Genomic DNA, 12908 nt, shown 5'->3' with positions numbered 1-12908 from the left:
TCACTTGAGGACGTAACCGTCAGCCGGTCGCTGGTGGCGGGAGCGTCTCAGGTCGTTCGTCACGAACGTTCGCTGCAGCCAGCGGTCCCGGCCGTCGTAGCGCGGTCGGAACTCGGTTCGCCCGTGGACCGTGATCCGGTTGTCCACGATCGCCAGTTCACCCGGCTGGAGCCGGTGGACCAGCGCGGTCTGCTCGAACGCGGTGCGTAGTTCCTGAAGCGCCTTCTGCGCCCGGGCAGTCTGGCCCGTCGTGGCGGCGAGATCCACTTGGATGTCGGGATCCTCCGGCGCGCCGGTCAGCACCGCGTGATGGACGGTGCTCTCGCCCACGTCGAACGAGGGCGGTGCCGCGGTGACGAACTCGTCGGCGAAGAGTGCTTCGCGGGCGGCGTCGCCGAGCACCGGAACCACCTGGCGGGCGCAGGCCGTACGCAGGCCTGAGATCTTCTCGTGGTCGGCGCGCAGGCAGAGCAGCATCACGTAGTCCGGCCGGTGCGCGTGAAAGGCGTTCTCGTTGTGCCACTCCAGCAGCACGGAGCCCGCGTTGCCCTGGAACTTCTCTTTGCCCGGCACCGGTACGACGTCCTGCACCAGGGATCCTGACTTCTCCGACAGGAACGCCGAGGGGTCGCCGAGGCCGGCGGCGATCATGATCAGTAATGCCGCCGAAACCGTCGCGGTCCTCTGTACCGAGCCCGGCACCGACGGCGTGTCAGGCAGGCCCTGTTCCCGTACGGGCAGCCCCCGAATGATCATCGCGCCATGCGGACCCGCATCGCGGCGAAATGCCCGGAGCGGCTGACGCAGGCCGACCGGGCTCTCCTCCCAGGCTTCCCTGGCTCTGGAGACCCAGAGGGAATCGTCGACCTGCATGGTGCCTGGACCGCACAGCGCTTCGGCCAGCCGGGCGACCTCTGCTCGGTCATCCGCGTTGAGCTCGACAGGTAGGGGCGGTGCGACGGAAGGCGTGACCACCGTCATATCGGAACCTCCGCGATAGATCGTCCGGGACCCTCCTCGTCGTGCAGCGACCATGGGGTCCCCATCGGAGCCACGCTATGAATTCCCAGCTTCCACTCGTTATCGGTTCCAGATCGCCCGGCCGCTTAGGGGACGCGGCATTGATATGGAGACGAAAACGCTCGTCGTTATGGTCACGCCTATGACGGGCATGAGCTACGCGCTACGAGCCGAAGGCCTGAAGAAGAGCTTCGGTGCTACCCAAGCGGTACGACACGTTGATCTCGAGGTGCCCGCCGGAACCGTGCTGGGTCTGCTCGGTCCCAACGGCGCGGGCAAGACGACCGTGGTGCGCATGTTCTCCACACTGGTCCGGCCGGACGCCGGGCGCATCGAGGTGTACGGCTTCGACGTGGTCAGGCAGTCGCAGCAGGTACGCACGCTGATCGGTCTCACCGGTCAGTACGCCACCGTGGACGGGAACATCTCAGGGCGGGAGAACCTCTACCTGATCGGCCGCCTGCTCAACCTGTCCGCGTCCGGCGCGCGCCGGCGGGCCGACGAGCTGCTCGAACGCTTCGACCTGGTCAAGGCGGCACGGCGGCCGGTACACACCTACTCAGGCGGCATGCGGCGACGAGTGGACCTGGCCGCCAGCATGATCGGCAATCCCCGAGTGCTCTTCCTCGACGAACCGACCACCGGCCTTGACCCGCGTAGCCGCAACAACCTCTGGAACGAGGTGCGCCTGCTCGTGGCCCAGGGCACGAGTGTGCTGCTGACGACCCAGTACATGGAGGAGGCGGAGATGCTGGCCGACGCGATCGCGGTGATCGACAGCGGCCAGATCGTCGCCACGGGCACCCCGACCGAGCTAAGGACGGCCGTCGGTGGCCAGGTGCTCCAGGTACGGCCGGCGGACCCGGCGGACCTGGCCGCGGTGGCGGCGGTGCTCTCCGCCATCGGCTCAGGCGCCCCCATGACGTTGGCCGACGACGGCCTGGTGGTGCTGCCCATTGGCGGGGAATCGGAGTTGACCCAGGCGATCGGTGCTCTGGCGGCGGCGGGCCTTCAGCTAGCCGGCATCGACACCCACCTGCCCAGCCTTGACGAGGTGTTCCTCTCCCTGACCAGCGACGTTCCGGATCGGACCACGACATGACATCGACTGCCAACGACTCCTTGCCGTTGCGGGCGCTGCCCGGCATCGAGGTGCCGCCGGCCAGAATCGGGCCGGGCGCGATCCTGCGCCACTCGATGGCGATCGCCCGGCGCAACCTCATCCAGCTACGCAACGACCCCGAGCAGTTACTCGACGCGATGCTGATGCCGTTGGTGATCACGCTCCTGTTCGTCTATGTGTTCGGCGGCGCGATCGGCAACGGTTCCGCGGACTACCAGCGGTTCCTCATCCCCGGGATCATGGTGCAGATCGTCACGTTCGCCGCCCGGTCCACCGGAATCGGGATGTCGTTCGACTTCGCCAACGGCCTGATGGACAGGTTCATGACCCTGCCCATCGCCAGGTCCGCGGTGCTCACCGGCCGCATCGTCGCCGACATGTGCCGCATGCTGCTCGGGCTGGCGGTGATGTTCGTCTTCGCCCTGATCATGGGCTTCCGAGTGGAAACCGACCTGCTCTCCGCGCTTGCGGCCCTGGCCCTGCTCATGCTCTACGGAATGGCCTTCTGCTGGGTCTCCGCCTTCATCGGCCTGGCGATACGGAACCCGGAGACCGTCCAGTCGATCGGATTCCTCTGGACGCTGCCGCTGCAGTTCGGCAGCTCCATGTTCGTCGATCCCGCCACGATGCCGACCTGGTTGCGGATCTTCAGCGAGCTCAATCCGACCACCTCCATCGTCGACGCGTCCCGCGCCCTGCTCACCGGCGGACCGCCGACGGGACCAGTCCTGCACAGCCTCGCCTGGATCGCGGCGCTCGTCATCGTCTTCGCCCCCCTGTCCATCGTCTGGTACCGACGCCGCGCCACGAGAGCCCCGAGGTGAGTGCCATGACTGCTGTTTCCGACTCGTACGGCACGCGGAGGTCGCCAGCATGGTGAGCGTCGAGCCAGAACGTCCCGCACCGAGCCCGGCCGGCAGTGCGAAGGGCCCGGTCCGGCGCACGGTGCTGTTACGGCTGGCCGGAGGCCTGGTGGTGCTCGCGGCGGTCGCGGCCGCCTTCGGTTTCGAACTACCGGCCGGCGGTACAGGGAAGCTCGACCCGGTCGCCCCGTTCCTGCTCGCGGTCGCCGTGATCGTCTTCGTGAGCCACCTGCTCGGCACCGTGCTCGAGAGACTCCACCAGCCGCCCGTGCTCGGCGAGATCCTCGGCGGCCTCCTGCTCGGTCCCTCGGTCCTGACCTCCCTGTGGCCCGGCGCGAGCAAGTGGCTGTTCACCCCGACGGTGGTGAGCGCCCTCGGCACGGTCGCGCAGTTGGGGCTGGTCACCTTCATGTTCCTGCTGGGCTGTGAGCTGGGCAGGGGCGGTGTCCGCACCTCCCGCGGCGTGGTCGCGCTGGTCAGCATCGGCGCGATCGGGCTGCCCTTCCTCGGCGGCGCCGGCCTCGCGTTGGTCGGCGGGGACGCGCTGGCGGGCGACTCACCGAACCGCGGCGCCTACGTGGTCTTCTTCGGCCTTGCCCTGTCGATCACGGCGCTGCCGGTGCTCGCCCGCGTTCTGCTGGACCTGGGCATCGAGGGCACGCGGATCGGCACCCTCGCACTGGCCTCCGCCGCCTCAGGCGACGGGCTGATCTGGCTGGCGCTGACCGTCGTGCTCGGCCTGAGCGGGGGGGTCTCCGTCATCACGACCGCGGGCATCGGCGTCGCCTTGGCGCTGATCACCATGCTGTGGGTCCGTCCCGCGCTGGCCGCCATGGTGCGCGCCGCCGAGAAACAGGCCTTCGCGGGACGGTTCCTCCTGCCCGTGCTGCTGGTCGGCGCGCTCGGCTATGCCGCGGTCACCCACCTGATGGGGCTGCACCCGGCGATCGGCGCCTTCCTGTTCGGTGCCGTGGTTCCCCGGGAAGTGCCGGTCGTGGAGGACCTCAAGCGGCAACTGCAGGGTTTCGTGATCATGGTGCTCCTTCCGCTCTTCTTCGCCGGGATCGGTCTGACCACCTCGGTCGGCTTGATCGGTGGTTCCATCGCGCACTGGGGGCTGTTTGTCGCGGTGTTGCTGACCGCCGTCGCCACCAAGTTCGCGGGCGTGGTCGGCTTCGCCCGCCTGGCCTCGCTGCCACGGAGGGACGCGTGGCGTCTTGGGGCGCTGATGAACTGCCGAGGGGTGACCGAGTTGGTCGTCGCCGCGATCGGATACCAGCATCACCTGATCAGCGCGCTCGGCCTGACCATGCTCGTCCTGGTCGCATTGATCACCACGGCGGCCACCCGTCCGCTGATCCACCTGATGGGCCTGCCCATCGATGAATAGCACGGGCTATCTCGGCAGCAGTCTGCCGTTGAAGTGCAGAATGGCCGGCTCGTTGTGGTCGATGACGGCCTGGTGGATGCGCCGCAGCTCCGGGCCGGGATCGATGCCCAGCTCCTCAGTCAGCAGGTTCCTGGCGTTCCCGTACGCGGCGAGCGCGCCGACGGTGTCACCGCTCAAGTAGAGGGCTCTCATCAGCAGGGAGTGCGAGCGCTCCCGCAGCGGAGACTCGGCGATGAGCGTGTAGAGGTCGGGGGTGATCCGCGAGGGTGGGACCAGGCGGAGCCTGAGCTCCAGGAGGTCCTCCCAGGCAAGCAGCCGCTGCTCGTTGAGCGCGTCGAGGCGGCGTGCGAGGCTCTGCGAGCCTCTGGAATCCGTCCCCGCGGGGCCGCGCCAGAGCTGGAGTGCCCGTTCCAGCTGAACAGCGGCTTGAGCGATCTGGTCCTTGTCCGCGTGGCTCTGCGACTGATTGACGCGCTCGTGGAAGATGTGGACGTCAAGCTCCCCGGGGTCGATGAGCAGATGGTAGGCGCTTCCACCTCCCTCTCCGCCCCCTCCGCGGATCGTGGTGAGCCGTTCGGCCAAGTCAACCGAGGCCAGTGCCTCGCGAAGACGTCTAACGTGCAGTCTTATGTTGTCCGCCGCGGACGCTGGCGGGTCCTGCCAGACCAGATTGATGAGGCCGTTCCGTGTGACAGGTTTGCCATCGGCGACGAGGAAGGCGGTGAGTAGCGTCCTCACCAGCGGGGAATTAGTGATCATCTCGACGTCTCCGGCCAAAACTGGACCAAGTAGCTGAAAGATCATATTTGCCCCCAAGGTTGGACATTGGTGCCCTAAGTGCTGACGGCCGTATGACCGGCGTGCACATTTCCGGTGGTGCGTCAGAGCAGCGCCTCAATGATCCTGTGCCGGCGCCGACGACACCCCGTGGGCCCTTCCCGCACGTCCAACCCGGCAGACCCAAGATCACACATGCCCCTATATCGGCGCAAGCCTTCCGGGTGCCGCTCGCTTGCTTGGCGCGTTACAAAATGAGGATCCCCAAGTCAACGCCCTTATACGAAGGCTATACGGGAGATATCCACTTGGTCTCATACAGTGGATATAGCTGATTTCCTTGAGATTGCCGCATGTCGCAAGCCGCATATTTAACGGACGGTGTTGGATATGTGACTCCGTAGCCCGTTTTCCTGGTAGGCCGGCTTTCCTGCCGCCTATGGGCTATGCCGCGCTGCGGGCATGAGACAGTCGAGCGACCAGGGGGCAGATATCTACCAGGACTCTTCCCAAGCGGCCGACCAGGCAACCACCGAAGTCGGTGACTCGGAGGCCGTGGGATTCGACTTCCGTATCCTCGGTCCACTCAAGGTGACGGCGGGTCGCGACCGCGTCGCCATCGGCGGGCACCGCCAGCGCACGGTGCTGGCCATGCTGCTGCTCACACCGGACCAGGTGGCATCGGTCGACCGGCTGGTCGAGGCGGTGTGGGCCGGGCACCAGCCGACGACCAGCCGTACTCAGATCGCCATCTGTGTGAGCAGCCTGCGCAAGGCGTTCAAGGCCGCGGGCTTTCCAGGAGAGGTCATCGAAACCGTCCCGACCGGCTACATGCTGCTCGCCGGTGAGCATCGCATCGACGCGGTGCGCTTCTCCAAGCGGGCGGAGTCCGCCCAGCGCCTGGCTAAGCAGGGGAGGACGGCAGAGGCCGCGGAACTGCTCGGCGACGCCCTCGGCCTGTGGCGGGGACCAGCACTCGCCGGAATCTCCAGCTACACCGTCGAGGCCGAGGCGGCACTCCTGGACGAGCAGCGCTGCAGCGCCTACGAGCAGTACGCGGCGCTGCAGTTGGAGCTCGGCCGTCACCGCGAGGTGGTACCCGGGCTGTCCGCCCTGGTCCAGGAGCGGCCACTGCGAGAGCACGCGCGCGCGTCGCTCATGCTCGCCCAGTACCGGTCCGGCCGCAGGTCAGAGGCATTGGAGCTGTTCCGGCATGCCAGGGAGGTGTTCGTCGGAGAGCTCGGGCTTGAGCCGGGGCGGGTGCTGCAGGACCTGCACAGCGCGATCCTCCGCGAGGATCCCGCGCTCATGCCCGCCGCGGCGCTGCTCGCCTCGCCGCGCGGCGGTTCATCGATGACCACCCTTCCGCCGGACCTTTCGACGTGCGTGGGCAGGGAGCACGAGCTCGCGGCGCTGAACGGACTGCTGGATCGCCCCCCTCGGGACCGCTCGCCGGCCATTGGACTGCTCGTCGGGCGGCCGGGCGTGGGCAAGACCACGCTGGCGGCGTACTGGGCGCGTCTGGTCTCTGGCGCGTTTCCCGACGGCCGGCTGTTCGCCCGCCTGCGTGAGGATGGGAGCGACAACGGCGATCCCGTCCCCGCTGTGGTGACACGGTTCCTGCGGACCCTGGGCTTCTCCGAGGAGGAGATTCCCGACGATCTGGCGGACCGGGTGGCGCTGTTCCACCGATCGCTCGAGAACCGCCGGATGCTGATCGTGCTCGACGACGTCCAGGAGGATTGGGCCCGTGCGCTGATCCCTCCCCAGGGCGTCTGCTCCGTGCTGATGACAAGCCGCGAGATGCTGTCGATTCCGGCCCGGGTACGGCTGCGCCTGAACCCTCTGCAGGCCGCGGACGCGGTGACGCTCCTCGACAGGCTCGTCGGAGACGGCCGGGTACGCGAGAATCCAGGCACCGCCATGCGGGTGGCCGCGCTCTGCGACCACCTGCCGTTGGCCCTGACCGCGGCGGCGGCCCGCCTCACAGCCAAACCGCACTGGAGCCTCTCCCACCTGGAAAGCCGCCTGCGCGATCCGCTGAACAGGCTCGCGGAGCTCAGCCGTGGCAGGCCCGAGATCCGCGCCGCCTTCGACCTCAGCTACCGCGACCTCAGCCCGGCGGCCGCCGCCATGTACCGGCGGCTCGGCCTGCTGAACGGCTCGGAGACAGACCCACCCGACCTGAACGTACGGCTCGGCGCGGAGCTCCTCGACACCGATCCGACGGACGCGGAGAACCTGATGGAACAACTCGTGGACGCCGCGCTGCTGGAGGTGGCGGGAGAAGAACCGAACGGGCGATTCCGTTACCGGCTCCCACGATTGCTGGCGCTACACGCACGAGAATGCGCGGAGCTCTCAAAAACCGCATGAAAATCCTGCTGGAAAGTCAGGTAACCGTATGACGAACGGGAGACGGCGTGAAAAAGACCGGTGCGTGTAGTGCTTCTCCAGATGAGATGACCCGATGACTGCAATGTTCAATGAACAGACCGAACAATGGCTCCGCCGATATCGGCCCGTAGACCGTCCCCGGCTGCGCCTGGTCTGCTTCGCCCACGCCGGTGGGGGCCCCAGCGCGTTCCGCACCTGGCCCGCCGGCCTCCCGGAGGACATCGAGGTCCTCGGTGTGCGCTACCCGGGCCGCCAGGAGCGGGTGATGGACGAATGCGTCGACCGTATGGACACGCTGGCCGGCCATGTGGCCGATGCGCTCGACCCGTTACTCGACCTGCCGATGGTGATGTTCGGGCACAGCATGGGCGCCTGGGTCGCCTACGACGTGGCGCTGCGGCTGCTCCGCCGCCGACGGTTCAGCCTCAACCTGCTGATCGTGTCCGGGCAGGTGGCCCCGGACAGCAAGGACCCCGCGAGGGCCTTCGAGGACGACGACGCGCTGGTGGCCGAGGTCCAGAGAGTCGGTGGATACGACCCCCAACTGTTCGAGGACCCCGAGATGCGTGATCTCGTGCTGCCCGCGATCCGCGCCGACTTCGCCTTGGTCCACACCTACCGGCCCGAACCTGGCGCGCCTCTCGACTGCCCGATCCTCGCCTGCTTCGGCGACCAGGACGTCGACTCGCGGCCCGAGGGCATGCGGGCGTGGGCTGACACCACCACCGGCACGTACACGCAGCGGGCCTTCCCCGGTGGGCACTTCTACCTGGCCGACCAGGAGCCCGATCTGCTGCGCGCGCTCTCCGAGCGCGTGAATAGTACGGCCGCATTCCACGCATTTCCGTGAGGGGGAGTAGACCTCGATGGCGCCCACCGATTCCAGGCAGAGAGTTCACAGCGCGAGCGGATCAGCCACGGCCCTCGCGTCGGACGTCGCCGAGCACGAGGTGGCTGTTGCCCGCGAGTTCACCGTCCAGGAGATCCTGGCGGCGCACGCCAAGGTGATCGCCGCGGTGCAGGGTGAGCAGGAGGTGTTGACCGGGTTCCTTCCTGATGGGGACGCGGGTGAGCCGCTCTCGTGCCTGCTCAAGGTTGGCGGTAGGTCGTGGCGGGACCTCGTCGAGAGTGCGGGACGGGCGGCCGCCGAAGTCGCGGAGCCGGTGTTCGACGTTGTTCTCGGCGCATATCAGGGCCACCTGCCTGAGGGGGTGGCGCTCTGGGTCTCCCTTGAGGGAGGAACGCTGCGGCTGCGATATCGCACGGACGCGTATGACGCCGACCACATGGCCAGGATAGGCGGGTACTACCTCAGCGCGCTGCGGATGATCGCCACAGAGCCGGATGCCGAGCATGCCGTACACAGCCTGCTGTCCGCCGAGGAACTGGACCTTCAGTTCAACGGCCTGGCAGGGCCGGAGCGTGAGCTGCCGGACCGCCGCTTCCACGAACTCTTCGAGGAGCAGGTGCGCCGCACCCCTGACGCGGTCGCCGCCATTCACGGCGACCGGCGGTGGACCTACGCGGAGCTGAACCGGCGCGCCAACCGGATCGGCCGCGCGCTGCTCGCCGCGGGCCTGTCCGACGAGGACGTCGTGGCGGTGGTGACCGAGCGGAACCTGGACTGGATGGCCTCGGTGCTGGCCATCTTCAAGTCAGGCGGAGCGTATCTGCCGATCGAGCCGCACTTCCCGGCCGACCGGGTGGCCACGATGCTCGGCCGGGCCGGGTGCGGACTGGTGCTCACCGAGCCGGGCAGCACCGGCACGCTCGACGAAGCCGTGAAAACCTTGCCAGGGGTGCGGAAGCTGCACATCGAAGGTATCTGCGCGGAGCCGTACGACGACCACGACCTGGGAGTACGGGTCGCCCATGACGCCCTGGCCTACGTCTACTTCACCTCAGGATCCACCGGTGAACCCAAGGGCGTCATGTGCGAGCAGGCGGGCATGGTCAACCATCTCTACGCCAAGATCGACGACCTGGAGATCACCGAGGGGAGCGTGGTCGCGCAGATCGCCCCGCAGTGCTTCGACATCTCGCTGTGGCAGCTCGTGTCGGCGCTGCTTGTCGGCGGGCGCACGCTGATCGTGGAGCAGAGCGCGGTCCTCGACGTCCAGCGCTTCGTGGAGCTGGTCGCGGGCGGGGTCGACGTGATGCAGGTCGTCCCGTCCTACCTGGAGGTCGTGCTCTCGCATCTCGAGGAACACCCCGGCGACCTGGGCAGGCTGCGTTGCGTCTCGGCTACGGGCGAGGCGCTGAAGAAAGAGCTGACCGAGCGCTGGTTCGCCGCGTTCCCGCACATCAAACTCGTCAACGCGTACGGACTCACCGAGACCTGCGACGACACCAATCACGAGGTGATGGACCGGGTGCCAGAGCGGGACCGGGTGCCTCTCGGGCGGGCGGTCAACAACGTGAGCGTCTACGTGGTGGACGAGAATCTGAACCCGGTGCCGCTCGGCTCGCCAGGCGAGATCGTGTTCTCCGGAGTCTGCGTCGGCCGGGGCTACATCAACGACCCTGAGCGTACGGCTGCCGCCTTTCTCACCGACCCGCACAGGCCCGGCCGGCGCCTGTACCGCTCCGGCGACTTCGGCCGCTGGCTCCCCGAGGGCAAGCTGGAGTTCCTCGGCCGCCGCGACGCCCAGGTGAAAATCCGCGGCTTCCGCATCGAGATCGGCGAGATCGAGAACAGGCTGCTGGGCGCCGCGGGCGTGCGTGACGCTGCCGTGGTCGTCGCCGAGTGGCCGGACCGGGGCAGGACCCTGGTGGCCTTCTACTCCGCTCCCGCCGAGCTGCCCGCCGCCGAGCTGCTCGCGCACCTGTCCTTGACGCTGCCCGAGTACATGGTGCCCAGCCACCTGCACTGGCTGGAGCGGCTGCCGCTGACCGCCAACAGCAAGATTGACAAGAAGGCGCTTGCCGTACTCGCCGCGAGTCTCAGAGCCGACGGCCAGGACGTCGTGGAGCCGCCACGCACACCGACCGAGCGAGAGGTGGCGGCGGCGTGGGCGGAGGTGCTCGGCGTCACGCCTGCCGAGGTCGGACGGTCCAGCCACTTCTTCGACTCCGGCGGGACCTCGCTGTCTGCGGTCCGGCTGGTGGTGAAGCTGCGGCGGGTGGTGTCGCTCAAGGAACTGATCCGCTATCCGGTCCTGGCTGAGCTGGCGGCCTTCATCGAAGGCCAGCGTGATGATCCACCGCTGTTGAGCGGAACACTAAGGAGCGAGTGTGATGGTGCGACCAACCGATCCCTCCGCCGACCCTGACTCTTCCCTCGTCCCCTCTCCCTCCCTCGACCTCGGCGTTGACCTCGACGTCGAGGAAGGGAGACCGGCCATCGTCTGGGTGAGCGGCGCGGGTGACCCCGCCGTCTGGGTCGCCGGGCACCGGGACGCCCTGCACCGCGCGGTCGCTCGCCACGGAGCCGTCATGGTGCGCGGGCTCGTCCCGCGCGACGCCGCGGAGGCGGGCAGGATACTCAAGAACCTGGCCACCGAGCTGATGGCGGAACGAGAGGCGTTCGCCCCCAGAGAGACCTACGAGCAGGGTGTCTACTCCTCCTCGAAATGGCCGTCCAACCAGCCGATGTGCATGCACCACGAGCTCAGCTACACGCTGGAGTCTCCAAGCATGTTGCTCTTCGCCTGTCTCAGCGCGCCCCCGCAGGGCGGCGTCACGGCGGTGGCCGAGGCGTCCCGCGTGCTGGCGGCACTTCCCGCGGATCTTGTCGAGCGGTTCGAGCGCGAGGGCTGGCTGCTCACCCGGTCCTACAACGACGAGATCGGCGTGCCGTGGCAGGAGGCGTTCGGCACCTCCAGCAGGGCCGAGGTGGAGAGCTACTGCGCCGCCAACAGGATCACCTTCGAGTGGACCTCTGACGGCGGGCTACGCACCAGCCAGCGCCGTCCCGCCGTGATCACCCATCCAGAGAACGGCCAGAGGCTCTGGTTCAACCAGATCGCGTTTCTCAACGAGTGGACCATGATGCCCGAGGTGCGCGAGTACCTGGTGGACGTCTACGGCAGGGACGGCCTGCCGTTCAACACCCGCTTCGGCAACGGCGACGAGATCGGCGAGGACGTCGTCCAGCTCATCAACAAGATCTACGACTCGGTGACGCTGCGCGAGCCGTGGCAGGCCGGTGACGTGATGCTCGTCGACAACCTCCGCATGGCGCACAGCAGAGAGGCGTACGAAGGACCCCGTGAGGTGCTGGTCGCCATGGGCTACCCGGTCTCGCTGGACGCCTGCTCTCCGAGCGCGGACCGGCCACAACTTTGGAGCGCTTGATGTCGCAGAATGTCCCCACCTTCTCCGTGATCTCCGGCGCGCAGGTCCAGAGCGCGCTCCGGGGCCAGGAGAAACGCATGACAGAGATCGTCGAGGCCGCCTACAGAACGCACGGGGCCGGACACACGGTCAACCCGCCGTCGTACTTCCTGCGCTTCCCCGACCGTCCCACCGCACGGATCATCGCCCTGCCCGCCTCCATCGACGGCGACCCCGGCGTGGACGGCATCAAGTGGATCTCCAGCTTCCCCGAGAACGTCCCGTCAGGACTACCACGCGCCTCCGCGGTGCTGATACTCAACGACCAGCGAACCGGCTACCCCTTCGCCTGCATGGAGGGCTCCATCATCAGCGCGACACGGACCGCCGCGTCGGCCGCGCTGGCCGCCGACTGGTTCACCAGGGAACGCGGACGCCCGCCACGGGTCGGGTTCGTCGGCACCGGTCTGATCGCCAGGTACATCCACACCTACCTCGCCGCGACCGACTGGGCGTTCGACGAGGTCGGCGTGCACGATCTGTCGCAGGAGCACGCCGCCGGCTTCCGTGACCATCTGGAGCGGAGTGGCGAAAGCGGGCGGGTCACCGTACACGACGAGGCGGAGAGCCTGATCCGAAGCTCGGACCTGCTGGTGTTCGCGACCGTGGCGGCGACCCCGCATGTGACCGAGCCGAGCTGGTTCTCGCACAACCCCATCGTCCTGCACGTGTCGCTGCGGGATCTCTCCCCGGAGATCATCCTCGCCTCGACCACCATCGTGGACGACGTCGACCACTGCCTGAAGGCCGGCACCTCCCCGCACCTGGCCGAGCAACTCGTCGGCAACCGGGACTTCGTGGACGGCACGCTGTACGACGTGATGTCGGGCCGGGTGCAGCCGCCCGCCGACCGCCCGCTGGTGTTCTCGCCGTTCGGGCTCGGCGTCCTCGATCTCGCCGTCGGCGCGCACGTCTACGCCGAGCTGAGCCAGAGCGGGGAACTCCACGTCGTCGAGGACTTCTTCCATGAACTTCGCCGGTACGGCTAGACGGAGGTGGAGCG

General features: G+C 67.9%; 11 protein-coding genes. 9 read left to right on the top strand and 2 right to left on the bottom strand.

Annotated elements, in window-relative coordinates; all coding sequences use genetic code 11:
• Positions 1-756, bottom strand: a complete 756-nt coding sequence (locus ACFSKW_RS29200) for a TauD/TfdA family dioxygenase (RefSeq protein WP_379575669.1) — start codon at positions 754-756, stop codon at positions 1-3.
• A 6-nt stretch (positions 757-762) separates the two neighbouring features.
• Here ACFSKW_RS29200 and ACFSKW_RS29195 point away from each other — a divergent pair, with 6 nt between their 5' ends.
• From ACFSKW_RS29195 to ACFSKW_RS29180, 4 genes are all read left to right on the top strand, one after another.
• Complete coding sequence (locus tag ACFSKW_RS29195) at positions 763-948, top strand: hypothetical protein (RefSeq protein WP_379575668.1); 186 nt, start codon at positions 763-765, stop codon at positions 946-948.
• A gap of 214 nt (positions 949-1162) precedes the next feature.
• Positions 1163-2122, top strand: coding sequence for an ATP-binding cassette domain-containing protein (locus ACFSKW_RS29190; RefSeq protein ID WP_379575667.1), 960 nt, complete (start codon positions 1163-1165; stop codon positions 2120-2122).
• Positions 2119-2967 carry an ABC transporter permease gene (locus tag ACFSKW_RS29185; RefSeq protein ID WP_379575666.1) on the top strand — a complete coding sequence of 283 codons (849 nt, stop codon included), beginning with the start codon at positions 2119-2121 and terminating at the stop codon, positions 2965-2967. The genes ACFSKW_RS29190 and ACFSKW_RS29185 overlap by 4 nt, the downstream gene beginning before the upstream one ends.
• Positions 2968-3016: 49 nt before the next feature.
• Positions 3017-4396, top strand: coding sequence for a cation:proton antiporter domain-containing protein (locus ACFSKW_RS29180; RefSeq protein ID WP_379575665.1), 1380 nt, complete (start codon positions 3017-3019; stop codon positions 4394-4396).
• 6 nt (positions 4397-4402) lie between these two features.
• Here the strand turns inward: ACFSKW_RS29180 and ACFSKW_RS29175 are convergent, their stop codons facing one another.
• Complete coding sequence (locus ACFSKW_RS29175; protein WP_379575664.1) at positions 4403-5200, bottom strand: AfsR/SARP family transcriptional regulator; 798 nt, start codon at positions 5198-5200, stop codon at positions 4403-4405.
• Between the two features lie 528 nt (positions 5201-5728).
• Between ACFSKW_RS29175 and ACFSKW_RS29170 the strand changes: the two genes are divergently transcribed.
• The 5 genes from ACFSKW_RS29170 to sbnB all read left to right on the top strand — a co-directional run bounded on the left by ACFSKW_RS29170 (position 5729) and on the right by sbnB (position 12894).
• Positions 5729-7549, top strand: coding sequence for an AfsR/SARP family transcriptional regulator (locus ACFSKW_RS29170; RefSeq protein WP_379575663.1), 1821 nt, complete (start codon positions 5729-5731; stop codon positions 7547-7549).
• A gap of 103 nt (positions 7550-7652) precedes the next feature.
• Entirely contained in the window at positions 7653-8420 is a 768-nt protein-coding gene (locus ACFSKW_RS29165) for a thioesterase II family protein (RefSeq protein WP_379575662.1), read from the top strand.
• 16 nt (positions 8421-8436) lie between these two features.
• Complete coding sequence (locus tag ACFSKW_RS29160; RefSeq protein WP_379575661.1) at positions 8437-10842, top strand: non-ribosomal peptide synthetase; 2406 nt, start codon at positions 8437-8439, stop codon at positions 10840-10842.
• Positions 10808-11866 carry a TauD/TfdA family dioxygenase gene (locus ACFSKW_RS29155; protein ID WP_379575660.1) on the top strand — a complete coding sequence of 353 codons (1059 nt, stop codon included), beginning with the start codon at positions 10808-10810 and terminating at the stop codon, positions 11864-11866. Before ACFSKW_RS29160 ends, ACFSKW_RS29155 begins: the two co-directional genes overlap by 35 nt.
• Complete coding sequence (sbnB, locus tag ACFSKW_RS29150; RefSeq protein ID WP_379575659.1) at positions 11866-12894, top strand: 2,3-diaminopropionate biosynthesis protein SbnB; 1029 nt, start codon at positions 11866-11868, stop codon at positions 12892-12894. The genes ACFSKW_RS29155 and sbnB overlap by 1 nt, the downstream gene beginning before the upstream one ends.
• Positions 12895-12908 lie beyond the last annotated feature (14 nt).

The organism is Nonomuraea mangrovi (assembly GCF_042681425.1).
Classification (GTDB): domain Bacteria; phylum Actinomycetota; class Actinomycetes; order Streptosporangiales; family Streptosporangiaceae; genus Nonomuraea; species Nonomuraea mangrovi.
Note: the sequence above shows the minus strand (reverse complement) of the source record. Positions and strands in the feature narration are given on the sequence as shown.

What these genes read in the sequence shown, in the direction of transcription:
- ACFSKW_RS29200 (WP_379575669.1), bottom strand. Translation starts at nt 756, where the DNA reads ATGATCATTCGGGGGCTGCCCGTACGGGAACAGGGCCTGCCTGACACG.
- ACFSKW_RS29195 (WP_379575668.1), top strand. Translation starts at nt 763, where the DNA reads ATGCGGACCCGCATCGCGGCGAAATGCCCGGAGCGGCTGACGCAGGCC.
- ACFSKW_RS29190 (WP_379575667.1), top strand. Translation starts at nt 1,163, where the DNA reads ATGACGGGCATGAGCTACGCGCTACGAGCCGAAGGCCTGAAGAAGAGC.
- ACFSKW_RS29185 (WP_379575666.1), top strand. Translation starts at nt 2,119, where the DNA reads ATGACATCGACTGCCAACGACTCCTTGCCGTTGCGGGCGCTGCCCGGC.
- ACFSKW_RS29180 (WP_379575665.1), top strand. Translation starts at nt 3,017, where the DNA reads ATGGTGAGCGTCGAGCCAGAACGTCCCGCACCGAGCCCGGCCGGCAGT.
- ACFSKW_RS29175 (WP_379575664.1), bottom strand. Translation starts at nt 5,200, where the DNA reads ATGATCTTTCAGCTACTTGGTCCAGTTTTGGCCGGAGACGTCGAGATG.
- ACFSKW_RS29165 (WP_379575662.1), top strand. Translation starts at nt 7,653, where the DNA reads ATGTTCAATGAACAGACCGAACAATGGCTCCGCCGATATCGGCCCGTA.
- ACFSKW_RS29160 (WP_379575661.1), top strand. Translation starts at nt 8,437, where the DNA reads ATGGCGCCCACCGATTCCAGGCAGAGAGTTCACAGCGCGAGCGGATCA.
- ACFSKW_RS29155 (WP_379575660.1), top strand. Translation starts at nt 10,808, where the DNA reads ATGGTGCGACCAACCGATCCCTCCGCCGACCCTGACTCTTCCCTCGTC.
- sbnB (WP_379575659.1), top strand. Translation starts at nt 11,866, where the DNA reads ATGTCGCAGAATGTCCCCACCTTCTCCGTGATCTCCGGCGCGCAGGTC.